This window comes from Pseudoalteromonas amylolytica (assembly GCF_001854605.1).
In the GTDB taxonomy this organism is placed as follows: domain Bacteria; phylum Pseudomonadota; class Gammaproteobacteria; order Enterobacterales; family Alteromonadaceae; genus Pseudoalteromonas; species Pseudoalteromonas amylolytica.
The window spans coordinates 41,587-66,807 of record NZ_MKJU01000004.1 but is presented as its reverse complement, the minus strand read 5'-3'; the positions used below and the strand labels follow the sequence as shown (position 1 = coordinate 66,807).

The 25,221-nt window shown below is 44.8% G+C and carries 19 protein-coding genes; 10 read left to right on the top strand and 9 right to left on the bottom strand.

The genetic code is table 11. From position 1 onward, the window contains the following. Positions 1 to 123 precede the first annotated feature (123 nt). A complete protein-coding gene (locus BET10_RS00515; protein ID WP_070982864.1) occupies positions 124 to 945 on the top strand; it encodes a 3-deoxy-manno-octulosonate cytidylyltransferase family protein in 822 nt (273 codons plus the stop codon). A 68-nt stretch (positions 946 to 1,013) separates the two neighbouring features. After that, entirely contained in the window at positions 1,014 to 1,661 is a 648-nt protein-coding gene (locus BET10_RS00510; RefSeq protein ID WP_070982863.1) for a histidine phosphatase family protein, read from the top strand. Positions 1,662 to 1,711: 50 nt separating this feature from the next. Here the strand turns inward: BET10_RS00510 and katG are convergent, their stop codons facing one another. The 4 genes from katG to BET10_RS00490 all read right to left on the bottom strand — a co-directional run bounded on the left by katG (position 1,712) and on the right by BET10_RS00490 (position 6,299). Then, positions 1,712 to 3,922, bottom strand: a complete 2,211-nt coding sequence (gene katG / locus BET10_RS00505) for a catalase/peroxidase HPI (protein ID WP_070982862.1) — start codon at positions 3,920 to 3,922, stop codon at positions 1,712 to 1,714. 155 nt (positions 3,923 to 4,077) lie between these two features. After that, positions 4,078 to 4,458 carry a VOC family protein gene (locus BET10_RS00500; protein WP_070982861.1) on the bottom strand — a complete coding sequence of 127 codons (381 nt, stop codon included), beginning with the start codon at positions 4,456 to 4,458 and terminating at the stop codon, positions 4,078 to 4,080. A gap of 76 nt (positions 4,459 to 4,534) precedes the next feature. Further along, positions 4,535 to 4,942 (bottom strand): YbaN family protein, encoded by a 408-nt coding sequence (locus tag BET10_RS00495; RefSeq protein ID WP_070982860.1) that lies wholly within the window; start codon positions 4,940 to 4,942, stop codon positions 4,535 to 4,537. A 130-nt stretch (positions 4,943 to 5,072) separates the two neighbouring features. Continuing rightward, positions 5,073 to 6,299, bottom strand: coding sequence for a porin (locus tag BET10_RS00490; protein WP_070982859.1), 1,227 nt, complete (start codon positions 6,297 to 6,299; stop codon positions 5,073 to 5,075). Between the two features lie 186 nt (positions 6,300 to 6,485). Here BET10_RS00490 and BET10_RS00485 point away from each other — a divergent pair, with 186 nt between their 5' ends. From BET10_RS00485 to BET10_RS00475, 3 genes are all read left to right on the top strand, one after another. Then, positions 6,486 to 8,444, top strand: coding sequence for a methyl-accepting chemotaxis protein (locus BET10_RS00485; RefSeq protein WP_070982858.1), 1,959 nt, complete (start codon positions 6,486 to 6,488; stop codon positions 8,442 to 8,444). A 124-nt stretch (positions 8,445 to 8,568) separates the two neighbouring features. Next, positions 8,569 to 9,420: a D-hexose-6-phosphate mutarotase gene (locus tag BET10_RS00480; protein WP_070982857.1), complete on the top strand. Its 852-nt coding sequence runs from the start codon at positions 8,569 to 8,571 to the stop codon at positions 9,418 to 9,420. A 284-nt stretch (positions 9,421 to 9,704) separates the two neighbouring features. Beyond that, a complete protein-coding gene (locus BET10_RS00475) occupies positions 9,705 to 12,602 on the top strand; it encodes a TolB family protein (protein ID WP_240503610.1) in 2,898 nt (965 codons plus the stop codon). A gap of 147 nt (positions 12,603 to 12,749) precedes the next feature. Here the strand turns inward: BET10_RS00475 and BET10_RS00470 are convergent, their stop codons facing one another. Both BET10_RS00470 and BET10_RS00465 read right to left on the bottom strand, forming a co-directional pair. Next, positions 12,750 to 14,522, bottom strand: a complete 1,773-nt coding sequence (locus BET10_RS00470) for a PKD domain-containing protein (protein ID WP_070982856.1) — start codon at positions 14,520 to 14,522, stop codon at positions 12,750 to 12,752. A gap of 107 nt (positions 14,523 to 14,629) precedes the next feature. Further along, positions 14,630 to 15,814, bottom strand: a complete 1,185-nt coding sequence (locus tag BET10_RS00465) for a tetratricopeptide repeat protein (protein ID WP_070982855.1) — start codon at positions 15,812 to 15,814, stop codon at positions 14,630 to 14,632. A gap of 247 nt (positions 15,815 to 16,061) precedes the next feature. Between BET10_RS00465 and BET10_RS00460 the strand changes: the two genes are divergently transcribed. The 4 genes from BET10_RS00460 (at position 16,062) to BET10_RS00445 (ending at position 23,016) form a co-directional block, all read left to right on the top strand. Next, on the top strand, positions 16,062 to 17,225 hold the full coding sequence (locus tag BET10_RS00460; protein WP_070982854.1) for an efflux RND transporter periplasmic adaptor subunit: 1,164 nt from the start codon (positions 16,062 to 16,064) through the stop codon (positions 17,223 to 17,225). 15 nt (positions 17,226 to 17,240) lie between these two features. Then, positions 17,241 to 20,384, top strand: a complete 3,144-nt coding sequence (locus BET10_RS00455; RefSeq protein WP_070982853.1) for an efflux RND transporter permease subunit — start codon at positions 17,241 to 17,243, stop codon at positions 20,382 to 20,384. A 131-nt stretch (positions 20,385 to 20,515) separates the two neighbouring features. Beyond that, positions 20,516 to 22,561, top strand: coding sequence for a S9 family peptidase (locus BET10_RS00450; RefSeq protein WP_070982899.1), 2,046 nt, complete (start codon positions 20,516 to 20,518; stop codon positions 22,559 to 22,561). 29 nt (positions 22,562 to 22,590) lie between these two features. Continuing rightward, the gene (locus BET10_RS00445; RefSeq protein WP_070982852.1) at positions 22,591 to 23,016 is read left to right on the top strand and encodes a hypothetical protein; all 426 of its coding nucleotides are present in this window, start codon (positions 22,591 to 22,593) and stop codon (positions 23,014 to 23,016) included. On the opposite strand, the gene BET10_RS00440 is transcribed toward BET10_RS00445, so the two are convergent. After that, a complete protein-coding gene (locus BET10_RS00440) occupies positions 22,984 to 23,457 on the bottom strand; it encodes a Dps family protein (protein ID WP_070982851.1) in 474 nt (157 codons plus the stop codon). The genes BET10_RS00445 and BET10_RS00440 overlap by 33 nt on opposite strands. A gap of 371 nt (positions 23,458 to 23,828) precedes the next feature. Between BET10_RS00440 and BET10_RS00435 the strand changes: the two genes are divergently transcribed. Further along, positions 23,829 to 24,038 (top strand): hypothetical protein, encoded by a 210-nt coding sequence (locus BET10_RS00435; RefSeq protein WP_070982850.1) that lies wholly within the window; start codon positions 23,829 to 23,831, stop codon positions 24,036 to 24,038. On the opposite strand, the gene BET10_RS00430 is transcribed toward BET10_RS00435, so the two are convergent. Together BET10_RS00430 and BET10_RS00425 are read right to left on the bottom strand one after the other, a co-directional pair. Next, a complete protein-coding gene (locus BET10_RS00430; protein WP_070982849.1) occupies positions 24,035 to 24,655 on the bottom strand; it encodes a PGAP1-like alpha/beta domain-containing protein in 621 nt (206 codons plus the stop codon). The genes BET10_RS00435 and BET10_RS00430 overlap by 4 nt on opposite strands. An 8-nt stretch (positions 24,656 to 24,663) precedes the next feature. After that, positions 24,664 to 25,200 carry a YaeQ family protein gene (locus BET10_RS00425; protein ID WP_070982848.1) on the bottom strand — a complete coding sequence of 179 codons (537 nt, stop codon included), beginning with the start codon at positions 25,198 to 25,200 and terminating at the stop codon, positions 24,664 to 24,666. Between the last annotated feature and the right edge of the window lie 21 nt (positions 25,201 to 25,221).

Below are 25,221 nucleotides of genomic sequence, written 5' to 3'. Positions count from 1 at the left end.
CAGTGGTAGAGTTGGGACTAGGCCTTTAAAGCGAACAGCTAGACGTTCTATAATAGAGCCTAATGTCCCGTGTGTATGTTTATTGGACGCGGGTACCAAAGAATTCATTTAAGGACTTATTGCATGCACAAAACGCTCATAGTGATCCCCGCCCGATACGGAAGTACCCGCTTGCCAGGTAAGCCATTGCTGAAAATCGCAGGCCGAGAGATGTTGTTACGTGTTGCCGATATTGCGCGTTATGTGTGCCAAACTCAAAGTGACTGTGATTATGTGGTTGCAACCGATGATGAGCGTATTGTGCAGTTGTGTGAGCAGCATCAGGTCCGATACCTAATGACCTCCGAGCAATGTAATAGTGGCACTGAACGCTGTTTTGATGTGCTTCAACAACTAACTGAAAAGCCAGATTTTATTGTTAATTTGCAGGGAGATAATCCGTTATGCCCACCTTGGTTTATCAGTGCCTTGATAGAGTCATGGAAATCCAGTGACGTTGGTGAGGTGTTTACGCCATACGTTGAGCTGAGTTGGCCCGAGCTGGATAAGCTTAGGGAAGTCAAACAAGTAACGCCGTTCAGTGGCACGACGGTACAAATCAATCGAGAACAATTGGCACTCACTTTTAGCAAGAACATCATTCCGGCTATTCGTAAGGAGGCATCGATGCGCCAAAGTAGCGCGTTGTCACCGGTGAAACGGCATATTGGCTTGTATGGCTATACAGCCAAAGCGCTAGAAGGGTATTTTGCAATGCCAGAGAGCACCTATGAGCAATGCGAAGGGCTGGAGCAAATGCGCTTTTTGGAAAACAGTATCGCAGTTAAAATGGTCAAAGTTGGCTATCAGGGTCGTACTGGTATGAGCGGAGTTGATAGTCCTGAAGATATTCAGCGTGCAGAGGCGATTATTGCCAGCGACGGTGAATATGAGTTAGTGCCTTAATGGCGATCACTTATTTGATATGAAATACACAGCGGATGCTAAGTGTCCGTTCTATAACAGGATACTCCATGACAACACGCTTAATTGTGGTAAGACACGGCAATACTTTTTTACCGACCGATACGCCCACGCGGGTTGGGGCTCGTACCGACCTGGATTTAGTTGAAACAGATAAAGGGACGGCAGTTGGCCAATATCTGTTGGCAAATAATTGGATACCTAGCAACGTGTATGCAGGCCCACTAAAACGCCATCAGCAAACCGCTCAGTTGATATGTGCGGTGTTAGGTTTATCGACTGATGAGATCTTAAGTGATGAGTTCTTAAATGAAATTGACTATGGGCCCGATGAAAACAAGGCAGAAGATGAGGTCATGTTGCGTTTGGGGAAAGGCGATGTAGCAGCAGGTAAAGCGGTAATCGAGCGTTGGAACACGCATGCTCAGGTGCCAAACGGTTGGTTAGTCAACCCAGATGAGTTGCGTCAAGGGTGGTTGTCGTTTGCTAATACTGTGCTTACGCAACAGCGTGACAAAACCACACTAATGGTGAGCAGTAATGGCATAATGCGTTTTAGCCATGTGATTGATAAGCAGTTTAATGAACGCAACCTAAAGGTCCCTACGGGTGGTGTGTGTATCTTTGAGAATGATACCAATCAACCAGATGGTTGGCGCTGTGTTACATGGGGTAAGGTGCCTAAAATTACTGCTTAAAGAATAAGAGCACGACCTATCGTGCTCTTTTTGTTAGTAAAGACGCTCGTTTAGCGAATATCAAAGCGATCAGCGTTCATCACCTTGTTCCAAGCCATGATAAAGTCTTGTATGAACTTTATGTTGTTGTCGTCACAGGCATACACTTCACTGATGGCCCTAAGTTGAGAGTTGGCGCCAAATACAAGGTCGACGCGAGTTGCTTGCCATTTTTGCTGGCCCGTTTTTCTGCAACGTCCCACAAAGGTTTGTGATTTGTCATCATCTGGACTCCACTCGGTGTCCATATCCAGCAAGTTGACAAAAAAGTCATTACTCAAAGCGCCTGGACGAGCGGTCAAAACACCGTGTGGACGTTGTTCAAAGTTAGCATTCAAAACGCGAAGCCCACCAATCAACACGGTCATTTCTGGTGCGGTTAAAGTGAGGAGTTGCGCTTTGTCGAGCAGCAGCTCCTCTGCGCTGACACTGTACTCGCTCTTTTGATAGTTTCTAAAGCCATCAGCAATGGGCTCAAGTAAGCCAAATGATTCAACATCAGTTTGCTCGGCACTGGCATCGCTGCGTCCGGGAGTAAAGGGAACCAAAGCGTCAACCCCCGCGTCTTTGGCCGCCTTTTCGATGGCAGCTGCGCCTGCTAAGACAATCATATCGGCAAGCGAAATCGCTTTGTTACCTGACTGTGAGTCGTTAAAACTCTGTTGGATCTGGCTCAACGTCATCAGCACTTTGTGTAGCTGCTCAGGATGATTCACTAACCACTGGTTTTGAGGTGCTAACCTTAATCTTGCGCCATTGGCACCACCACGGCAATCAGAGCCTCTGAAGGTTGATGCTGATGACCATGCGGTATAAACCAGCTCTGAAACGCTTAGCCCAGATGCAAGGATCTGTATGCTCAGTTGGTCAATATCGCGCTGGTCTACCAGCTCGTGATTGACAGCAGGAATGGGGTCCTGCCAAATTAAATCTTCGTCAGGAACTTCTGGTCCTAAATAGCGTGACTTTGGTCCTAAATCGCGGTGTGTAAGCTTAAACCACGCTCGGGCGAAGGCGTCTGAAAAAGCCTCTGGGTTATCGTGATAGTATTTGGAAATCTCTCGATATTCAGGGTCTTCACGCATCGCCATATCAGCGGTGGTCATCATGATCCCTACACGTTTGTTAGCATCTTCGGCATCGGGGGCATGATGCTCTGGTGCTAAATCCACAGGCACCCATTGGTGTGCACCAGCTGGACTTTTAGATAAAGTCCACTCATAGCCAAATAACACATCAAAGTAGCTGTTATCCCATTGTGTTGGTGTGGGAGTCCAAGCGCCTTCAATACCGCTGGTAATGGTATCTGCGCCTTTACCTGAGCCATATTGGTTGTGCCAGCCAAAGCCCATTTGTTCTAGAGGAGCGGACTCGGGTTCGGGTCCAACGTGAGAGTCGGGTGCAGCCCCATGGCACTTACCGAATGTATGACCGCCTGCGGTTAGCGCAACGGTCTCAGCATCGTCCATTGCCATGCGTTTAAAGGTTTCGCGGATATCTTTACCAGAAGCCACTGGATTTGGGTGGCCATCAGGGCCCTCTGGGTTCACATAAATCAAGCCCATTTGCACTGCCGCTAAAGGGTGCTCAAGATTCCGCTCACCATAGTAGCGATTGTTGTCCAGCCATTCTTTTTCGACGCCCCAGTAAATATCTTCTTCAGGCTCCCAAATATCTTCACGTCCACCTGCAAAACCGAACGTTTTTAAACCCATTGATTCGAGCGCGACATTGCCTGCGAGGATAAAGAGATCGGCCCAAGAAAGATTGTTGCCATATTTTTGCTTAACAGGCCATAGCAAGCGGCGTGCTTTGTCGAGGTTGGCGTTATCTGGCCAGCTATTGAGCGGTGCAAAGCGTTGGTTACCCGTCGCAGCCCCGCCTCGACCATCTGCGGTTCGGTAGGTGCCTGCAGCGTGCCACGCCATACGTATCATCAAAGGGCCGTAATGACCAAAGTCGGCAGGCCACCAAGGTTTTGAGTCAGTCATAATGGCATGTAGGTCTTGTTTTACGGCGGCTAAATCAAGCTGATTAAAGGCTTTTGCGTAGTTAAATCCTTCTCCCAGTGGGTTCGCTTTTTTGTCATTTTGGTGAAGAATTTTTAAGTTTAACTGATTGGGCCACCAATCGGTATTTTTGGTTCTTTGATCCCCAAGGCGCGTGTTACTGCCATGCATAACTGGGCATTTACCGACTGCATTTTCGTTACTCTTATCCATGTTCTTTACCTTATTGACTGAGGTTTAAAAATGACAAAGCACTTAACTTGTGTACTTAGCTAAGTGCTTTGATTACATTTTAGACTATAAAGAGGATCTTCGGCGAAATACAATGGCTTATCTAGATTGCTGTCATCGCTTTTTTTCATCTGTGTTTAGCTATCGCAGCGCTCTACTCGCCATGGGGGATTCAGGCGGTTATTGCCAGCCCAGTAAAGCTTGATGTTGTTGCCGCTGGGGTCATGCAGTTGTGCTTCTCGCCACAAATACCTTTTGTCTTCTGGGAGGCTATCAAAGGTAATATCTTTGCTTTGAAGTTCTGCGACCCACTCGTCTAGTTGTTCATGTTCAAAGTAAATCGTGGTACCGTTTGTTTGCATATTCTTATCGAGTGATAACGAAAAGGTTGCGCCGTTTGGGCATTCAAAGCGTGCATAGTGCGGCGTGTCAACGATCTGCAAAAAGCCGAGTTGACGGTAAAACAATGTGGCTTGATCCATGTTGCGTACGCTCAGGGTGACTTGATTTAAGTTCATAGCATCTCCCTAGTTGATTTTTTGTTTAGCCAGTATAAAAGGGGTGAACAGATAAACAATGGCTATTGCAAGCGCGTTATTTTGAACGAATGGTAGCTGGCGGATGTGATGGTTTAGAGCAAATGTAGGCCATCACCAGTAGCTCACACAGGGCCACACAAATAAGCACCCAAATTGGCGGCGTATTGTAGGCTAAAATAACCAACCCCAGTAGCATACCTAAGCCCGCGTAACACTTACCTTTGGTTGGGATCACTCGATAATCATGCCATTGTTGCAAAGTGGGACCAAACTTTTTGTGATTAAGCAGCCAGTTGGCCAATCGAGGGTTGGAGCGAGTAAAACACGCCAGTGCGAGGATAAAAAATACCGTGGTTGGCATCACCGGCAGCACTATGCCCACAAAGCCTAAAGCAACAAAGCTGATACCTGCAACATGCAGCCAGAAACACCGATTAAAAAGCGCTGTTACTTTGTTTACCATAGCTTTGCTCACTACACATGATGATGCTTAAAGCTTACCACAGCGCAATCAGTTTGCGAGTTTTTATCTCATCAGCAGTGATGTGGGTCACTGCTGATGAGCAAAGGTAGTAGTCTAAAAGCTCGCGTTTTTAGAAGTAATAGCCGATGTTGATATTAAAGCGTTGCTCAGTTTCATCGCTGTCACCAGCAATTGAACCACCGACAAATGGCTGATTTTTCGCGTTTACAAAATCAAAGTAAGTGAAAAAGCCACCCGCTGCAACGGACACACCGGTGACATTCATCCAGGTATCTTCACTGTTGTCTGATTTGTCGTAAATGATTCCAAAGTCATTGTAAAACTGCAGGCCGGTGACTGCGCCCCATTTAACAGGCAAACTGTAGGCCACGTTGAGGTTTGAGGTCATCGCTTCAGCGGCAATACTATCGTAGAAAGCATACGCACCCACGGCCATGCGATCGACATTGGCATCATCTACATCGTAGCTATACTCACCGTGTTGTAACTGAAAGTTCCACGGACCCATATGGCTGTTTACGTGCACGGCCCATGAGTGATAGTCACCCGCGCGTTCTATGCCGTTGTGCAGGCCGCCCGTTTGGCCTGAAAAGCCGACTTCCGTACTACCACCTTTGTGTTTGAAGTGATACGCATAACGGCCAGCAAACGTATTATATTCACCTAGCGGCTGTGTTGGATCATCATACACGCCATCACCTGTGTTACGGTATCCAACAATATCGTATGAGTAGCGGTCACTGCGATCTTCAACATAGCCATCAACACCGCCTAACTCATCATTTTTGAAAAAGCCAATGTCTAGTTGCCAGTTGTCTTTTAGCTTGCGTTTGAACAATACGCCTAAGTCATGGTCGTCTTCTAAGCCGATATAGTAAGTTGTGTTGAAGAAATAGTTGTGTGAGTTATATGGCCAATTACCAAAGGGAACTTTGGTAATACCGGCCTGTACTTGCCAGTCTTTGGCAAAGTCATAGCCCACATACGCATATTTAATCGCGCTCATATAATCGAAAAAACGTACTTCGGCGTTGAGTTGAACATCGCCAATATCGCCGGAAAAGTTGACTCTGAAAATGTCAAAGTCAAAATCACCACCGCGATTTTTGTTGCCATCGTTATACGAGGTGTGACTAAAGTTAGTCCGTACAGCACCACCGACTTTGATACCAGAAGACTTTTTCTCTTCTTTTTGGGTGGACTTGGCTTCAAGCTTTTGGATTTGCTTTTGCAGATCTGCAAGTTGTTGCTTTAGTTTATCTATTTCCGCATCGCTCGCCTGAGAGAAGCTCGGAAACAGGCTCATTGCGAGCGCTAGAGGTGTTAATTTATGCATGGTTACCCACTTTTTAGTTACTGTGATAGTTACTTGTATGTATAGGGTAGACTATTCTAACTGATTACCTCAAATTAGAAACCATATACGATTACAAGTAAATTCAATCTATTACATCTTGTAGCCTTGACCATCAGGTGAGTTGCTGGCTATATTTTTTATACGATAAATGTGGATGGTCGCATTATGAGTATTTCGCAAAAGCTACGTCTGGCTTTTATTTCAGCGATTGTGCTACCCCTTTTGATCATTGCTGGGTTGATGATTTCACAAACCCGACAAGCATCATTGGATAACTTTTCGCAATTGGCAAATCGAGAAGCGCTGCAAATTGATAATGGTATCAGTATGTTTTTTGCTGAAATAGAGAAAAATGTAGATTACCTTGCCAGCCATCCGAAAATTTTAGCAGCACGTACACAGGTCAAAACGTATGTCAATTCAAGTGCCGCAACACAGCTCAACTCCATACAAAACCACGAAGTGGAAAAGGCAGCCTACCAGCAGTTTGAGTTGTTTGGGCAAACGCATCCTGGCATTGCATACATTTATATGGGTAATACCGAAGGTGGATATATTCAATGGCCACAAGGTGAGGTAAATGCTCGATATGACCCTCGCACTCGACCTTGGTACAAAACGGGCGAGCTAGGTGGCGGCAAAACAACTCGTACGGACGCTTATTACTGGGCACCAGATGATATGGTTATAGTCTCAACCGTTAAAGCCATCAAAGATAACGGACGAGTGATGGGTGTGCAGGGTATGGACGTGTCGTTAAGTGGACTAACAGACATCGTTAAGAAGATCCGTTTGGGCGAGACGGGTTATTTAGTGTTGGTTGAAAATACCGGCACCGTGTTAGCAGACGCCAGCAACGCGGAGCATACATTCAAGTCTTTTACTGCCATATCTGATGGTGCATTTACTAAAATCGCGGATTACAACTCGGGAACTTACAGCATACAAGTGAACGGAACAGAGTATTTCGCCAACATTTATACGTCTGAGCGGTTGGAGTGGAAGTTTGTTGGGTTGGTACAAAAAAGTGAGGTGATGGCGTCAGCCAATAATATGACCATCACAATTGTGGCGATTAGCGCAATATTGATAGCGGTATTTGTGGCGTTTTCAACATACATAGCGCGCTTAATATCGGGTCCAATAGTGGAGGTAAGTGATGGCCTTACCGTGATTTCACAAGGTGGTGGAGATTTAACGCAACGCCTCAATATCGTCGCCAAAGATGAAACGGGCAAGTTGGCCAATAGCTTTAATCTGTTTTTGAACCTGATTGCACAGCTGGTCACGCAAATTAATCAGTGTGCGCAACAAGTGACCCATACTGCACAGTCTACCTCAGCTCAAGCCAGTGAATTGACGGAGTCTACGATGCAGCAGCAACAGGCACTGGAAATGGTGGCTACTGCCATAAATCAAATGGCAGCAACGGCCAATGAGGTTGCTGCCAGTTGTGCGAATGCGGCACAGCTTGCCTCTCAAACTCAACATGCATCGCAGTTAGGGCAAGAAGTGATCACGAAAACAGTATCCAGTGTGGCTGATCTCGCATCGGTGATAGCCAGTGCTACATCGGATATCACACAACTGGACAGTGAAAGTGAAAACATCATGTCTATCTTGAGCGTGATACGTGGCATTGCCGAACAGACCAATTTGTTAGCGTTGAATGCGGCTATCGAAGCGGCTCGTGCGGGTGAGCACGGTCGCGGCTTTGCGGTGGTGGCGGACGAAGTACGTGCCCTGTCGCAAAGAACTTCTGAGTCTACCGAAGAAATTGCAGCCCAACTTGATAAGCTGCATAAAATGACGGAACAAGTTTCTCAAGACATGCGTAAAAGCTTAAAAGCGACTGAGCAAACGGTTGAATTGAGTCGCTCTGCCCAGACCCAGTTTTCAGAGATCACTCAATCCATTCAAACCATCAGTGATGTGAATACTCAAATAGCCACAGCTGCGGAGCAGCAACAACATGTGGCTGAGGATATTAGCCGCAATGTAGTCGATATCAAAAATGCCGCAGATAGCGTGACAGAAGTTGCGAATAACACTGCTACAAGTGGTGAAAAAATGAATCAGTTGTCTGGCAAGCTTACGGATTTAGTTGGGCAGTTTAAAGTGTGACAAGATTTACCTCACGATAACGGCCAATGATGAGTATCCTTCATCTTGGCCGTTATTTATTTACTCTCAGGGCACTTATTCGGTAATGTAGCAGTCAGCAAGCAATTTAATAACAAGGTGAGATATGGAGTTATCAGCATCAGTTTCGATTCGACATACTGACAGTGGACTTGAATACATAAATGTTGACAGTCCGTTGTGCACAGGCAAAGTATTTTTACAGGGCGCGCAACTTAGCGAATTTACGCCTAAAGGCAAAGGGAGCCTGATCTGGGTCTCGGCTGATGAAGATTACCAAGAAGGAAAGGCAATCCGTGGTGGTATCCCCATTTGCTGGCCTTGGTTTGGCGTACATGAAAAAATCGATTGGCCAATTCATGGTGTTGCGCGCAAGCTACTGTGGCGTGCTGAAGATGTGCATGAGCATAGTGACCATATAATTGTGCGTTTGTCTCTGCCCATGCGTTTAGTGGATAAAACCTACTGGCCGTATGACTCAAAACTAGAAGTAGAGTTTAAGTTTTCAGAGCAATTGGAAGTACGTTTGACCAACACAAACCTAGGAAAAGAGCCATTTACTTTATCTCAGGCATTACATACTTATTTTCCGACCTCTGCTATTGAGCAAACGCAGGTTGATGGCTTGCAGGGCGCAAGTTACATTGAGTTTGGTGAGGGTCCGTTTATGCAAAATGAGGTGGTCACCTTTGCGCGCGAAACGGACATGGTGTACACACAAGCCCAAGCAGTGCAAACCATTCATACCCCTGAAGGGGTCATTGAAGTGGCCCGAGAAAACTCAACGTCTTGTGTGCTTTGGAACCCATGGATAGAAAAATCCAAACGACTTACCAACTTTCGTGATGATGAATATCACACCATGCTGTGCCTGGAAGCCGCAAACGTTATGGAAGATAGAGCGCGGGTGGAACCCGGTCAAAGTCACACTTTGGCAACGATCATACGTTGGATCTGATTTTGGTAACATATGTGACACGCTCGGTGTACCTTCATTGAGCGTGTTTCATAGCTTGGTAAACGTTTTGTCTGAACATCCGCAGTTATTTTCATGTTTTAAAACAGTTGCGACACGGCTTTTTAATTGTATATACAACTAAAGTGCCGAACGATTGGCTCCCAGTCTGATGGTTGATATGGCCTAACAGTCGTTGTTCGTTACAATTTTTCTAAGTTTTTAAACAAGTTACCCCTGATTATTTGGCATACTGATCACAGTCAAACTTGTGAGGTTTAGAATTTATGCGTTTACAATGGATATGGGTGAGCTTAGTCACCATCGCAGGCCTTTGGATAGTATTGCTATGGCCCGTGCAGGTTTTAGCTGCGCCGACTTGGCACACCATACAAACCGATAACTTCAACATTCATTACACTCAAGGTCATAAGGCGTGGGCTAGCAGTGCTGCCAAAGAGCTAGAAATAGTGCGCGACAAGGTGTGGCAGCAGCAAAATAGGGGGCTGGGCACAAAAGCCGACGTGGTCGTTTTTGATCCCTACCATGCCGCGAATGGATTTGCGCTTCCCAGTACTGATAGTCCACTTATGGCTTTGTTTACGACGCCACCGCAATCAGACACTGTTATTGCCAATCACAACAGTTGGCAGCAACTCCTTATACTGCATGAATACATACACTTAGTACATCTTTCTCAACCCAGTAGACACGTCTGGAAGCAAACATTGCGAGATGTGTGGGACTTGTACGATGTCTCTGAAACAATGATGCCCCGCTGGGTGGCTGAAGGATACGCCACATTGTTGGAGTCCAAAATGACGGGACGTGGCCGATTGTATGATAATTATAGTGAGGCATTGCTGCAGGAATTGGCACAACAAGGTGCCTTGCTTAGCTACCAACAGTTGAATGATGGCAATCATGAATATAAATCTAAGTCGATGGCCTATTTGTTGGGAGCTCGGTTTCTTGCTTGGCTCGAGCAACGCTATTCACAACAGACACTTGATGCGGTATGGATCCGTATGCGAGCGGTAACCGCGCGAGATTTTACCAGTGCTTTTAAGGGGGTATTTGCAGAGCATCCCGCAACCTTATATCGGCGCTTTACCGCGGAATATACCTATCAGGCAATGGCCAAAGAGCAGCAAGAACCTGAACTACCAAGTCGCCTTTGGCAAGAGTATGCCTATGGTGCTCGTAGTCCCGTATTGTCGGAGGATGGTAGTCGATTAGCCATTGTTGAGTACGATAAAAAGGGACGAATTAAGCTTAACGTCTATCAGAGCGAAGATGACCCCGACGCAGAGCAAAAGTTTGAGGAAAAGCAGCGCAAGCTCTTAGAGAAAGATCCGCTGGATGTGGTCGAGGTTCGCCCTAAAGTATTCGCGAAAAAGCGGCTCTTTTCACTCGAACCTTTCAATTTCTCTGGTATTCGCTATCCTCACTGGCTAGATAATAATACGTTGTATTTCATTGCCTCTACGGTAGATAACGCAAATTCAAACCAGCGTCGAGGAGAGCTGTTTCGTTGGTCACTGACCTCAAACAAAGTTGAACAACTAACTCAAAACCAAGCAATACGTCGCTTTACCTTAGCCGATGATGGGCAGAGCATTTATGCCGAACAGGTTGCTTATGGTTATTCTGAGCTGGTAAAAATTCATTTACCCAGTGCGCAGGTTACACCATTATTTGGTAAACAGTTGAGCACGTTATATGACTTTCCCGTATTTAACGCCACACAGCAAAAACTGGCATTTTTGAAGCATACAATCAATGGAAATTGGCAGTTGTATATACAAGATGTCGATACCAATAAGACCATACCTGTTCCCCTACCGAAAGGGTATCAGTATTTAACACAGCCAAGTTGGGCTTCTGACGGCAGCGCGCTGCACTTTGTTGCGGGCAAAAACGGTGCTTTGGATATTTACCGATATGAGCTGGTTACGGGGGCGCTGTATAAACTGACACAAGGGCAGGCACTGTTTCAGTTTCCCACTGCTTATGAACACGGTTCGCTACTCTATTTATCGAGTGGCTTTGAAGGCGTGGACATGTATCTGTTACCAGTTTTGCAAGGAGAGTTGGTGAATGAGCTCGAATCTAGGCATCAATCAGGTAATGAGAACGCGCTAGCCGATGAACAAATGCGCAATGTTTATAGTGTTCAATTGCCACCAGCACAGATATATGAAGATGAGATACCGTCGCAACAATATAATATCTGGCGTCAGAATGCTTCACTGGCTTTGGGCGCACAATATGCCTCAACAAGCACCACGTTATTTGATGTTGGTTTAAAAGGGTCAGATTTTCTGGAGCAATTAAGTTGGCATATAGGGCATACCCATGATGTCTCGCACGGGGTGTTAAAAGGTAGTTTCGCAAAGCTGCGTTATCAATACAATCAGCTACAGCTGGATGTGCATGGCTTTGATTTTGAAATAGACAGCACAGCGGAAACCTCATCAACTCCGATTAATGATAAACAGCACGGAGTGTTTGCACAGTTAAGCCAGCAATACCAATGGGGACAGTTCAAGTTACGGGCTCAGTTTGCGGGTTTGGTTGGCAAACAAGCACAACAACAACAGTCAGCTTCTGTGCATTGGCTACGCGCAGGTATACAGCAATCATGGCTGTACGACCAGCAATCCTTTGCCATTGGTCAAAAGGTGTCTGGCTATCGGGTGAAAGGTCAAACTTCTGAACAAGATTGGCAGGGGCAAGGTTTTTCAGCGAGTCTATATGGAAAAGCGTTTTACATTCCGATGAACGTGTCTTACCAGTACGCCAAGCGACAAGATCAGGCTCTTCAGCTTGGAGGGTTTAGCTCTTCATTGCTCAGTGAAATGCGCATGGTCAATGTCATAATGGCGCCAGAGTTGCCTTTTTATTCGGCTCAAGGGAGTAAATATGAGGGTCTTAGTGGTGCCATAACACTCAAAGAGAGCTACCCATGGTTGTACTACCAACAGCACCAACTTGATGAACAGTCATATGCACAAAGTTATGGTATCAAATGGTCAACGCAGTTAAATGGGCGGACATGGTTAGGTAAGTTTGCACCAGCAGGCTTGAGTGATTTTAAAATTGATATGGGTATGAGCCGCGTTGAAGGCGAGCGATTTGAAGATGAGAATAGAGCTTGGTTTGGTCTATGGTACGACTTATAGATTATCCTGAACAGGCCATGAAATAAGGCGACACATTGTGTCGCCTTGAGTATAAAACAGATATGGAGAATGAAGTGCATGTCAGGGTGTACACCTGTTTGGGTGGAACTAAAACGCACTGTTCTACCCATTCACTCCCGATATGCCTTAGTTAGTATAGTCGGCTGTTAGCTGTACGCCATTAAATGCAGAAAATGCTCTGATCATGACATGATATCTGCCAGCACCATCGTTTTGTGTACAGGTTTCACCATTACCCCAACGGTAAGGGCGGCAGTCATATGTAGACGTTGTAGGCTTTTCATCTTTACGCACGTACAAGTCTGCATCCCCCGTGCCTCCGGCCATTTTAAAGGTGATATTGGTTGCACCCATTGGGACATCAAAGTAGAAGAACTGTTCTGAGTACTTTTCACCTGATAGGTCTTTTCTTGTCACACCTTTTTCAAGTTGTGCAGGGTCGGTCGCATCAGAAACAGAAATTGTTTTGCTTAAAGAAGCCGTTTGACCTTGGTCATCTGTAACGGTCAGAGTTACAGAGTAATCACCACCATTGGCATAGGTATGCGCAACATTACTGCCAAAGCCATTGCTGCTATTGTCGCCAAATTGCCATTCATGCTGGTTAATTGAACCGCCAGGTACACTAGAGCCTGAGCCATCGAATTGGCAAGCTAACTTGTCACAGCTATAGGTGAAGTGAGCCACAGGTACTGGGTCGCTGCCAGGTTGATCGCCAACCGGGATTTGATTGTTAAACTCGCCGGCAACTTGTGGCCAAATCTTACTGATTTTAGCCCCTTTGTTTGTGCAGCCACCCAAGTGGTGTAACGCGATAACATTGTTGGTTGCCGCAGCAAGTACAGGGGAGCCTGAAGAGCCACCAATTGTATCGCAATAGTAACCAAGGTCTGTGCCCGTACCACGGCCATTTGCATTGGCTTCATTCACCTGACATAAGCCGTTGCTGTCTTGATCTGATTCAATCGATAGTTCTTTTGGATTACCAGAACCGTGCTGTGGAATATAGATACGTTCGCCTTGCGTTGCATCGCGTACATCTAGGCCAAAATAACCAAAAGGTTCCGTTAGTTCGAAGTTATTAACGGTAAATAGTGTGTAATCCAGAGTGTAATCTGTTTTAAGGAAATCTTTACCTGTTACCTTGACCACTGTTTCTTTAGTGCTGCCGTTACAGGTGGTATGCTGGTAGTTAAACCACACTTCGGTTGATGTCAGTTCTGACGCTGTTTCTACACAGTGGTTGTTGGTAAACATGTGGTTGTCGGCACCAACGCGCCAACCGGTACACAAGCTGCGACCACCAATAACCAAGCGAGCCACTGGGCGACTACGTTCAAACTCAGTAGGGTGAGATTGTGCCCAACACTGAACGTCTCTGCGTTCATTAACACCACAGGTAGATGAAGTATCAACGTCTGTAATACTTAGCTGGTCTTCGGTGCCAAAGTGATAATAGTCGATGATAGGCGTGCCTAAGTTAGCATTGTTCGCCTGACCTGGTGTGTACTCAACGATTACCGTGTCGCTTGATACTGACATGGCCGCAAAGTCACTGGCACCGTTGTCACCTTTTTCTAAAGTTGCTTTACGCATGTCAGAAGCGGTGTACTCATAACGTTCGCTATTGTCCGTTGCTCTAACAACCAGTTTACCACCACCATTTAAGTTAATGTTTTTAAAGTGTAGTTTTATATAACTGGCGTTTGGGTGCGAAATGGTTTGTGAAATTGTATTGGCTTTGCCACTGAGGGCTAAGTTCAATGTTTCAGTTTTACCTATGATGGTCTCGGTGGTCTTGCTTGTGTAGTTTAACATTTGCTCTTCAGTTAATGGCGCTTGTGCAAAAGCACTCATCGAAACGATACTAAGAGCTGGGAGAAAATAGCGTTTTTTCATTGTTGATCCTTACATGTTTTGTATTTTGTCTAAAAGTTAGACACATCTAAGGTAGAACGAAAAAACGCACAGGTAAACAGGTTGTTAATAATAAATTAACATTGAGTTTAATTTTGTTCTTTGTTTTGGTTATAACTACGACCAACATACTCGAGGGTATTTAGCTTAGCCTGATAGACCCCTTGCTTTTCTCTATCTTCCGATTTGTCGATCGCATATTGTAAATACATTGCAGCTTTTGCTTTTTTATCCTGCAGGTAGTAAATCTTTGCCAATGCGAAGTAAGGTTCAGGAATGTAGGGGGTGCTTGCGATGAGCTCTTTAAGCAGCGCTTCGGCGCTAGAATAGCGTTCTTTGGCAATATCTTGTTCGGCAAGTTGTAGAAAATCAAACGGAGTTTTTGCGTTGTTCAACAATTGCTCTTCTAGTTTCTCTTGAAGTGGTGTATCAGCGAGTTGCTGTGCAAGATAGCTGTAACTATATAGTAAGTTGTTGCTTACTAGTTGATTGTTTAGCGCAAACTCAAACAGCTTCTTTGCGGTGTCTGTGTCACCGACTCTGCGATGTAAAATAGCGGCTAAGTTGATAAGTTCTGGATCATATGGGACGTATTCAAGGGCTTGAGAAACGAGGGAGTAGCTCATATCGAACTGTTCTGCCAGTAAAGCTTCAGTGGCTAAATTTGCATAATATTTTGCCACTAAATCAGCGTATGTTGCGCTACCGATAAATACTAAATCTCTTGCTGGGAAGTAATCAATGACGGTACCTGGACGAATTGCATATAGCCACTTCTCATCCTCTTGCTCTCTAGGTGCGTATAGCTTGGTTTTAAAATGGTTAGAGACCAAAATGGTTTGGTTCTGCTTTTTGTAAACAGGCATTGTCGCAACTTCTTTGAAGCTGGTTTCAATACCTAGCATATTTGCATAGGCTTGCGTCAAAATAGCGAGACTGATGCAATTGCCTTCATTCATCGCCAGCGTAGCGGTGGCATTAAGCGTAGCACCATCATAAGTGAACTTGTCGAGATTACTATCTAAATAGTTGGCAATGATTGTATCGGCTCGGATATTTTGTAGCTTTTGCTCTTGAGCATAACTTAAAAATTTGTGTCGTTCGGCTTCGGGCAGCGCAAAAATACTCTCTTCACTCTCAATATTCAAACGCGTAAAAAGGCTATGGTTAAGTAGCGTTGATGGTTTTTTAAGTGGTTCTTTTACATCAATTTTCTGAGTGTGATTGCAAGCTGTTAAGAACAGAATTAAAGACAGCGCAAAGAGTTGTTTCATGGTGAGATACTTCCTTATTTGTTACTCAAAAATGTAATCTTTTGGGGCGGATTCACAACTTCAAATCAGGTGCATGTTTAAGCTACCTGAGAGGCGTATTTTTGCGATATAAATTATGTCGACCCCTGAGCTATTCAATGCTTTTGGAGCTGGCCCCAAAATATGTAATAGAAACTTACAAATGTCACGTTTTTCTCAGCCATAAAGTTGTTATGATAGATGTAGGAAAATTACACAAGGTGCAGTCATGAAAACGAACATAGTAAGGTGGATTTTGCCTTTTGCCGTATTAACGCTCGGCGGTTTAGGTGCGTTGGGTATTAATGTAATGGCAGCAGATCCCAAAGAAAAGGAACCCGTTGACAGCAGACCCGTGGTCGAAGTGGAGTCGATATCAGCGTTAGACCATCAGGTTGTCATCAACAGCTACGGTGAAGTAAAACCCTATGAACAGACCAATCTGTCCGTTCAGGTATCAGGTGAGGTAACGTATTGGCATCCGAGCTTTATTCCAGGTGGTGTAATCGCTCGTGGTGACGTATTAATGCGGGTAGAAAAAGATAACTATGAAGCCGCATTGCTACAAGCTGAAGCTGAGTTATCTCGTGCTAGGGCTGCATTGATAGAAGAGCAAGCACTGGCAGATGTGGCTGCCGATGAAGCGAAACGCTTTCCGAACAAAAAGCACACCGATTTATTTTTACGTAAGCCTCAACTAATGAGTGCCAAAGCAGCGGTTAAATCTGCAGAGGCTGGGCTAAAAAGAGCGCAGCGAGATCTAGACAATTGCGAGGTTGTGGCGCCTTATGATGCATTGGTTGTTTCTCGTAGTATTGGTTTAGGTCAGTTTGTGAGTGTTGGCACACCGGTTGCGCAGCTCAATAATATTGAAGCAGCCGAGGTTGTGATCCCTATTGCTGGGTTCGACAGTGCTTTCTTACCTGAGCGTATAGAAGGCATACCTGCTACCGTGACGCAAAGTGGTTTAAACGGGTTTACACGTCAAGCTGTGATCGATCGAGATTTAGGGGTTGTGGATACCCAAACCCGAATGGTGAATTTAGTGGTCAGAATTGACGACCCCTATGGCATTGAGTCTAAACAACCTGCTCTGAAATTTGGTGCTTTTGTGCAAGTGGACTTTGCGGGTAAAACGCTAAGTCGTATATACAAGCTTCCTCAGGACTTAGTGAATAACCAAACGGTTTGGTTGCTAACGGATGAAAACAAATTAGAACCGCGTAAGGTTCAGGTCATTCGTGAAGAGGGTGAGTACTTCTATGTAAACGTCGGCCTGAAAGGTAATGAGCGCATTGTAACGACGGTACCTGAGTACCCGCAGAAGGGGATGGCTGTTAAAGTCGCTGGCGCTGATTCATCTGATGCAAAAGCGTCAAAGCAAACCTTGTAAAGGCTGGGATCAGGAATGAGTACACAACAGCATGAAAAACAAACGGGCATAATTGCCTATTTTGCAAACAATACTGTCGCAGCCAACTTATTGATGTGGTTTATCATTATTGTTGGTATCGCCTCTTATTTTTCAATTCAGAGGCAAATGTTTCCGAACGTAGAATTTAATTACATCAATATAGAGGCAAGCTATCCTGGGGCATCTCCACAGGAAATAGAAGAAAGTATTCTGGTCAAAATAGAAGAAGCACTTAAAGATATCACCGAAATAGAAGAAGGGGTGTATCGAGCGTTTCGTAATGGCGGCAGTGCAACATTAGAGATTGACCCTGATGTAGAACTGGCCGACGTAATGGACAAAGTCAAGCTTCGCGTGGATGGCATAGCAACGTTTCCAGCGGCCATGGAGCCGCTCACGGTCAGTCAGCGGGAGTTTCGCCAAGACGTGATTGGGATGACGGTCTCAGCCGACTTACCACTGACAGACTTAAAACCCATCGCTAAGAATATAGAAGATGAATTGCTACAACTCAGTAGTGTCTCTTTGGTTGAGGTGAGTGTCCCATTGGATGAAATCGCTATCGAGATTGACCCAGATATGCTGCGCCAATACGATCTCACCATCAACGATGTGACACAGGCTATTCGTGGTTATTCTACCAATCTATCGGCTGGGCAAATACGCACCGGTGCGGGAGTCATTTCTGTGCGTGTTGAAAACCAGTCTTACAATGGCGATCAGTTTCGACAATTGCCAGTGAAGATTGGCGACAATGGCGCCAAGTTGTTACTCAAAGATGTTGCGGTAATAAAAGACGCGTTTACTGAGGGAGAGCGCTACTTCAAACTCAATGGTAACAATGCTGTTTATATTGCGGTCAAGGCCACTAAAGACCAAAACATGATCCCCATTGCTGAGACGGTTAAAGACTACATTGCCCATAAAAATGAACAACTACCAGCGGGGGTACAAATTGACCCATTAGTTGACATGACGTACTACCTCAATGGCCGTCTCGATATGATGAAGAGCAACCTTTTTCAAGGGGCGATTTTGGTGGCCATCATGCTTTCCATCTTCTTACGCTTTAAGCTTGCGTTATGGGTGATGGTTGGCCTGCCGATTTGTTTCTTAGGCGCGATCATGACGATGCCTTTACTAGATATTACCGTCAATGTGGTGTCGCTTTTCTCGTTTATCATGGTACTGGGGATAGTCGTTGATGACGCGATTGTGATAGGTGAAAGTGCCTATACCGAAATAGAAAAGAAAGGGCCAGGTGTTGAAAGTGTTGTGCGTGGCGCTAAACGTGTAGCGACACCCGCAACATTTGGGGTGTTAACCACGATGGCCGTGTTTGTGCCACTCATGTTTTCAAGTGGTCCAGATAGCTCCAATTTTGTGTCTATTGCGGGGGTTGTTCTACTGTGCCTTGCCTTTAGCCTAATCGAATCAAAGCTGATCCTACCTGCGCATATTGCCCATACTAAATTTGAACCAATGCCAGAAAACAGTTGGCGCGTTCGTTTTAACAAGCGCTTTTTTGGTTTTGTGAATGGGCCTTATAAACGATTTGTAACCCTGTGTGTGCAGTGGCGTTGGACGGTACTTTTTGCATTTGTTGGCATGTTCATTATGAGTATTGCGCTCATCTCAAGCGGAGCGGTACGTACGCTGTTTGTGCCTAAAATACCGCATGATTTCCCAGCAATAAACCTAACCATGAACGACAATGCATCGGACGAGCAAACGATTTCGGCCATTCGTCAATTAGAAGCGCTGATTGTTTCGGTGGATAAAGAAGTCGAGCAAGAGTACGGGCAAAAAATGGTGCGAGATATCATGGTTATGAACGAGGGGCGTACTGAAGGGCGAGTGTTAGCGCCTTTAGTGGATGAGCCACTTAGACCATTTAATACCTTTGAACTAACCCGTCGTTGGCGTGAGAATATGCCAGAAATAGCCGGTGTAAAATCGATCCTTATTGAAGAGGAGGTGATTAATATTGGCGGAGATGGTGACTTTGGCTATTTGCTGTATGGCTCGGACATTGACACCTTGAACGCTGCGGGCAGGCAGCTAATTCGCATGCTACAAGATGAAAAAGGCCTGTTTGATATCAGCTCGACCATTGACCCCGCCAGCAAGGAAATTCAACTGATACTTAAACCTGTTGCCTATGATTTAGGGTTGAACCTACAAAACATTGGGTCACAAGTGGGGGCGAGCTTTTACGGTGGCGAAGCACAGCGTGTCATACGAAACGGTGAAGAGGTGAGAGTCATGGTGCGCTATCCAAAGCTAACACGTGAAGCCTTCTCATCGCTCAAGCATACTGTGATCACCACGCCACAAGGCAAAGATGTGATGTTAGGTGATGTCGTTGAACTCATCGAAAAGCCGGGGATCAGCTATATTCGCCGTGAAGAAGGTTATCGCACCGTTTATGTTTACGGCAACATTGACGAGGAAGTGGTTGAGCCCAATGCTGTAACCAAACGCATTGATGATGACATTTTGCCTGAGTTGTTAAAAACCTTCCCTTCGGTAAAAACGAAACTGGGTGGATCGGTTGAAGAGCAGCAGGCTCAGGCCAATGAACAATTTGTATTTTTCATTGTTGGTATGTTGATTGTTTATATTCTCTTGGCGATACCACTTAAGAGCTATGCACAACCTTTGATAGTAATGTCAGTGATCCCTTTCAGCCTTGTAGGCGCTATTTGGGGGCACCTATTCTTTGGGCTGGACCTGAGTATGATGTCAACCTATGGGATCATTGCGGCGGCCGGTGTAGTAATCAATGACTCGCTGGTCATGACTGATTTTGTAAATCAGGCCCGCAAAGAAGGTATGCCATTAAAAGAAGCGGTGATTAGCGCAGGCTGTACGCGCTTTAGGGCGATCACCTTAACTTCTATTACGACTTTTGCTGGTGTTTTACCCATCATGTTTGAAACCAGCTTACAGGCAATGTTTGTGATCCCAATGGCGGTGTCACTTGGCTTTGCGGTTATTTTTGCAACCTTGATCACCTTATTGTTGGTGCCTTGTTTGTACATTATTATGACGGATATCAGGGCGTTTTTTATCGCTTTGTTTCAATCATTGAAACGCGTTGTCACAGCGCGAAAAAGCCAACAAATGCCTAGTTGAGCACCGTAATATAATCAAGGGCTAATTGTAATTATTGGCCCTTTTTTACGTGTTTACTCCCCCGCCCAGCTGGTAAAAGTTATGTTAGACTGCACAAAAAAGAAAATAGGAACAGCGTAGTGACTGAGAAAATGTCTGCACCCATTGCAAAAAAAATTCCACACAGTATGACGCATCATGGACATACTCGTATCGATAATTACTATTGGATGAGAGATGACGACAGGCAAGATGACGAAATTATTGCCCACCTTAAACAAGAGAATGTCTTTACCGATCATCATATGTCTGCCCATCAGTCACTGCAGGATACCTTGTTCGAAGAACTTAAAGGGCGGATTGTTAAAGATGACAGTTCGGTGCCTGTGAAAGATGGCGCTTACTGGTATGTAAGCGATGTGCAAGGGGATGACGAATATGCCAGTCACTTTCGTGCGACAGATGAACAGCTCTCTAATAAAACCTTACTGCTGGATGTCAATGAACTGGCAAGTAACTACGAATATTATGATATTGGAGAGATAAACGTTAGTCCAAATGACGACCTGCTAGCATACAGTGAAGACACAGACGGGCGACGCATCTACACAATTCGTTTCAAAGACCTGACGAGCAATCAATATTTAGCAGATGTATTGGAAAATACCGAAGGGCAGCTAGTTTGGGCAAACGATAACAAAACGGTTTTTTACGTAAAAAAAGACCTGCAAACTTTGCTGGGCTACCAGGTTTATCGCCATGTGCTGGGCACACCACAAAGCGATGATACTCTAGTGTATGAAGAGCAAGATCGACAGTTCTACATGGAACTGGGCAAAAGTCGTGATGAAAGTGAAATCTATATCCATCTTGCTGCGACGCAAACCAGTGATGTTATGGTACTAGATGCAAATGCGCCACTGGGTGAGTTTAACAGATTGTTCCCGCGTACTGAGGGCCATGAGTTTGGAATAGATAAACACGCAGGAAGTTACTACATCTTGTCCAATCATCAAGCTAAGAACTTTCGTCTGTTAAAAGCAAGTGAGACAACGATTGCAGACTTATCGCAGTGGCAGGAACTGATCGCCCATCGCGAACACATTTTGATAGAAGGCATGGAGTTATTTGATAGCCACTTTGTCATAACCGAAAGAGAACTCGGACAGATCCGCTTTGTGGTACACAACTATGAGGGTGAGAGTTATCATCTTAGCTTTGATGACGAGTGTTTTTATGCGGGGATTGGGTACAACCCTGAGTCGAGCGCCAACTCCGTTAGAATTCACTACTCCAGCCTCACCACACCAAACACAGTGTATGATTGTGATTTAAAAACTGGGCGTAAAACTCTGCGTAAGCAACAACAAGTGTTGGGCGGTTTTGATGCCAGCAACTATGCCTCTAAAAGACTTTTTGTGACAGCCAGAGATGGTGCGCAAGTGCCCGTCTCTTTGGTCTATCACAAAGACAAGTTCCGCAAAGATGGTACTAACCCAATGTTGCAATATGGCTATGGCGCTTATGGTATTACTATCGATCCGAGCTTCGCCAGCTCAACATTGTCGTTACTCGATAGAGGCTTTGTGTATGTGATTGCACATATTCGTGGTTCTGAAATGTTAGGGCGTCCTTGGTATGAACAGGGTAAAAAAGAGCACAAGCAAAATACCTTTAATGATTTTATCGACGTGACAAAGAGCCTAGTTGAGCAAGGTTATGCGGATAAAAACAAGGTATTTGCATCCGGTGGCAGTGCTGGTGGCTTGTTAATGGGAGCCATAGTTAATCAGGCACCACAACTGTATTTGGGAGTGGGTTGTCACGTGCCATTTCTCGATGTGTTGACCACCATGCTAGATGAATCTATTCCACTGACTACCAATGAATATGACGAATGGGGTAATCCAAACGATGAAGCGGCTTATCAAACTATTTTGAGCTATTCACCGTATGATAATTTGACACAACAAGATTATCCTCACATTTTGGTGACAACGGGTTTATATGACTCGCAAGTACAATACTGGGAGCCGATGAAGTGGGTTGCCAAATTGCGAGAAGTAAAAACCGATGATAATTTGTTACTGTTCAAAACGGATATGGATGCGGGTCATGGTGGAGCATCTGGACGCTTCAAAAGTTTGCAGGATAAAGCACTGGAAATGACTTTTTTCTTGGCCTTGCTGTCTTCTTGACAGCATTACTAATGAGTAAGGTGTTTTAGATGTTTTTAGCTCATGGTCTGTGGCGTGTTTATATGCAGCCTCCTTATGCTTATATGAGCCTCAAGGGTGCATTCAATAAAGAAGGTGTGTTGGCCTTTCAAGATGATTTGCGTGCTTATGCAGGTAAATTCCCCGCTCATAGCATAACTTATGGCGTGGTGGATCTGAGTGAGTTTGAAATGAGTACCGCTGATAGCATTGAAGATACGAGGCAGTATTTTACTGGTGTGACGCAACGTGGTCTAAAGCATGTAGATTACGTGGGGGCAAATGTACTTGCCCGCCACGTTTTGACTCAGCTGTGGCAAGGTACTGCAACCAGTATTACCTTTTATGCCAACATGGCAGAGTTGGTTAGCCAACAGCCTCAGCATGAAGGCAACATCAAGCGCTTAGTTGAGATAAGCTTTAAGCATCCAGACTAGCTTTTCTTGCTCTTTAATGTAATCGCTCATCAGCGCTGCGGTGCCTTCATCCTGTGCATCGCCAGCTTGCTCTAAAATATCACGTTGCATGGCTATCAAGACTTTGTAACCCGCTAACAGGTTGTTTAACGCGTCAGCGCCGTCACTGATATTTTTCGCTTCGGTTATCTTGCTGGTTTCCAAGTAGTCAGAAAAAGCATGTAACGGCTTACCTTCTATGGTGAGGATGCGTTCAGCAATTTCATCGACTTTTTCCAACAGTAAGTTGTAAATCTCTTCAAACTTAAGGTGTAGCTCAAAGAAGTTACGACCTTTGATGTTCCAGTGAAAGCCACGCGCATTCATATATTGGATCTGATAACTACTTAGTAATGTGTTGAGTGATGTCACCAGTGACTGGCTTTTTTGATTGTCTAAACCAATTGAGTTCGTTGTATTCATAATAAGCTCCTTGTTTTGATGTTCACTAGTATGGGTGAAAGTCGCTTAAATTCCCATCGACTATAATCTATGCATCTCATCGAAAAAATCAATTGAATAGGAAATTTCGTTCCAATAATATTTAATATGAGGGTTATACGCGATTTTTCTACCCAAAGATCAAAAACTCATGATTTGGTATTGCGATGGGAATAAAGCTTGCCAACTTTTTACTACCCTAAAGCTATTTCGTTGAAAAATTGATCTGAAACATATCCATCGCGAAGATGAAAGCAGCGCTTGCCATGGTTTGATGTAGGTCAAAAATTACGCTTTCTCTAGGCGCATAATGAACCTGTAGTACACAAGGTCATTATTGAAGGAGAGTAATCATGCAAGGTAAAACCAAATCACAACACAAGTCAGAGATCATTGTGGTTGTCATCGCTTTAGTTGCATTTTTGATAGGTTTGATTGGTCATCTAGCAGGAGCGAGCTTTGCTAACTCCGATGCATTTGGCTACATCGCAGCACCTATTCCGCTTATCACTGGAATAATTGCTTGGGTTGCATACAAAATTGCGCAAAGTGGAGACCACTAGTTGAGTTGAGCGTGACGGTCTTGATTAAGCAATTGTAGGATATACTCGGTTACCTGACGTGAGTAAATCATACTGGTATGGCTTAGGTGAAATACTTTATGTTCCGCCATACCTTTGAGTTTGGTTTCTTCTAACAGTACCGTGCCATCTGAGCGACTGCCCTTTTTTAGCAATGGCATTAGGCCTATGGGTAAGTCGCCAGCGATGCTGTACAACTTCGCTTTAAACGGCCAGTCGTGATTGTCACTTAATAAAAACTCTATGCTATCTTTGAGCAGCATGTTCAGGCCTTTATCATGCATGTGTTTGGCAATGGCGCTGCCTTTATGTGGTGTGCCCAGTGTGATCACTTTGTCCACACATTGACTAGGTTGAGAGTTATTCTCTAAGTAGGCTCGGGCGACCAAGCCGCCCATAGAGTGGCAGACTAACGCTGTGGGTTGGTCTGCAATAAACTGATCAATGGCAGTAAAGATAGAAGCTTTGTTTGGCGTTAGTGTGTTGTAACTGAGATTGAGTATTTCAAATCCCTGATTGGTTAATCTAGAACACAGTGGCTGCATTACAAAGCCTGACATGTACAAACCGTGTAATACCACAACACGTTTTATCGCCATTTTAACTCCTACTTTAATTGCTCCGGTATCAGATGTACGCTGCGCTGTTCGTCGCTTATCCATATCTCTTTATCTTGAACCGTGATGGTTAAAGACATTGAACGAGCTGCCATTTCTGCTAGCTGTTGTGTTGCGCTATAAGGCAGGCTTACAACGGATAAATTGCCAAAACTATTGAGCTTAGCCTGATTTTTTTGCCACCATAAGGTTTGAGTGTTTTCGCCATAGGTGTACAACACAACGTGTTTAGCGCGATTACAGGCTTTCTTTACACGTTTATCATCAGGTAAACCTAAATCAACCCATAACTCAATTTCGTCGCTGTAGTTTTTAACCCAAATTTCAGGTTCATCATCGGCACATAGGCCTTTGGTAAACTCGAGTTGCTCTTGGTATTGCAACGCATACGCAAGCAACCTTACCATCAACCGCTGTTCGTTCTCTGATGGATGCTGTGCAAGGGTCAAAGAACAGGTGTGATAAACGTGCCTATCCATATCACTAAGTGATAGCTGTGTTTTTATAATAGTTGACTTTAATGCCATATGAATATGTACCCGATAAAA

Excerpts from the sequence above, each read along its gene's own strand:
- BET10_RS00515 (WP_070982864.1), top strand. The coding sequence starts at position 124 with ATGCACAAAACGCTCATAGTGATCCCCGCCCGATACGGAAGTACCCGC.
- BET10_RS00510 (WP_070982863.1), top strand. The coding sequence starts at position 1,014 with ATGACAACACGCTTAATTGTGGTAAGACACGGCAATACTTTTTTACCG.
- katG (WP_070982862.1), bottom strand. The coding sequence starts at position 3,922 with ATGGATAAGAGTAACGAAAATGCAGTCGGTAAATGCCCAGTTATGCAT.
- BET10_RS00500 (WP_070982861.1), bottom strand. The coding sequence starts at position 4,458 with ATGAACTTAAATCAAGTCACCCTGAGCGTACGCAACATGGATCAAGCC.
- BET10_RS00495 (WP_070982860.1), bottom strand. The coding sequence starts at position 4,942 with ATGGTAAACAAAGTAACAGCGCTTTTTAATCGGTGTTTCTGGCTGCAT.
- BET10_RS00490 (WP_070982859.1), bottom strand. The coding sequence starts at position 6,299 with ATGCATAAATTAACACCTCTAGCGCTCGCAATGAGCCTGTTTCCGAGC.
- BET10_RS00485 (WP_070982858.1), top strand. The coding sequence starts at position 6,486 with ATGAGTATTTCGCAAAAGCTACGTCTGGCTTTTATTTCAGCGATTGTG.
- BET10_RS00480 (WP_070982857.1), top strand. The coding sequence starts at position 8,569 with ATGGAGTTATCAGCATCAGTTTCGATTCGACATACTGACAGTGGACTT.
- BET10_RS00475 (WP_240503610.1), top strand. The coding sequence starts at position 9,705 with ATGCGTTTACAATGGATATGGGTGAGCTTAGTCACCATCGCAGGCCTT.
- BET10_RS00470 (WP_070982856.1), bottom strand. The coding sequence starts at position 14,522 with ATGAAAAAACGCTATTTTCTCCCAGCTCTTAGTATCGTTTCGATGAGT.
- BET10_RS00465 (WP_070982855.1), bottom strand. The coding sequence starts at position 15,814 with ATGAAACAACTCTTTGCGCTGTCTTTAATTCTGTTCTTAACAGCTTGC.
- BET10_RS00460 (WP_070982854.1), top strand. The coding sequence starts at position 16,062 with ATGAAAACGAACATAGTAAGGTGGATTTTGCCTTTTGCCGTATTAACG.
- BET10_RS00455 (WP_070982853.1), top strand. The coding sequence starts at position 17,241 with ATGAGTACACAACAGCATGAAAAACAAACGGGCATAATTGCCTATTTT.
- BET10_RS00450 (WP_070982899.1), top strand. The coding sequence starts at position 20,516 with ATGTCTGCACCCATTGCAAAAAAAATTCCACACAGTATGACGCATCAT.
- BET10_RS00445 (WP_070982852.1), top strand. The coding sequence starts at position 22,591 with ATGTTTTTAGCTCATGGTCTGTGGCGTGTTTATATGCAGCCTCCTTAT.
- BET10_RS00440 (WP_070982851.1), bottom strand. The coding sequence starts at position 23,457 with ATGAATACAACGAACTCAATTGGTTTAGACAATCAAAAAAGCCAGTCA.
- BET10_RS00435 (WP_070982850.1), top strand. The coding sequence starts at position 23,829 with ATGCAAGGTAAAACCAAATCACAACACAAGTCAGAGATCATTGTGGTT.
- BET10_RS00430 (WP_070982849.1), bottom strand. The coding sequence starts at position 24,655 with ATGGCGATAAAACGTGTTGTGGTATTACACGGTTTGTACATGTCAGGC.
- BET10_RS00425 (WP_070982848.1), bottom strand. The coding sequence starts at position 25,200 with ATGGCATTAAAGTCAACTATTATAAAAACACAGCTATCACTTAGTGAT.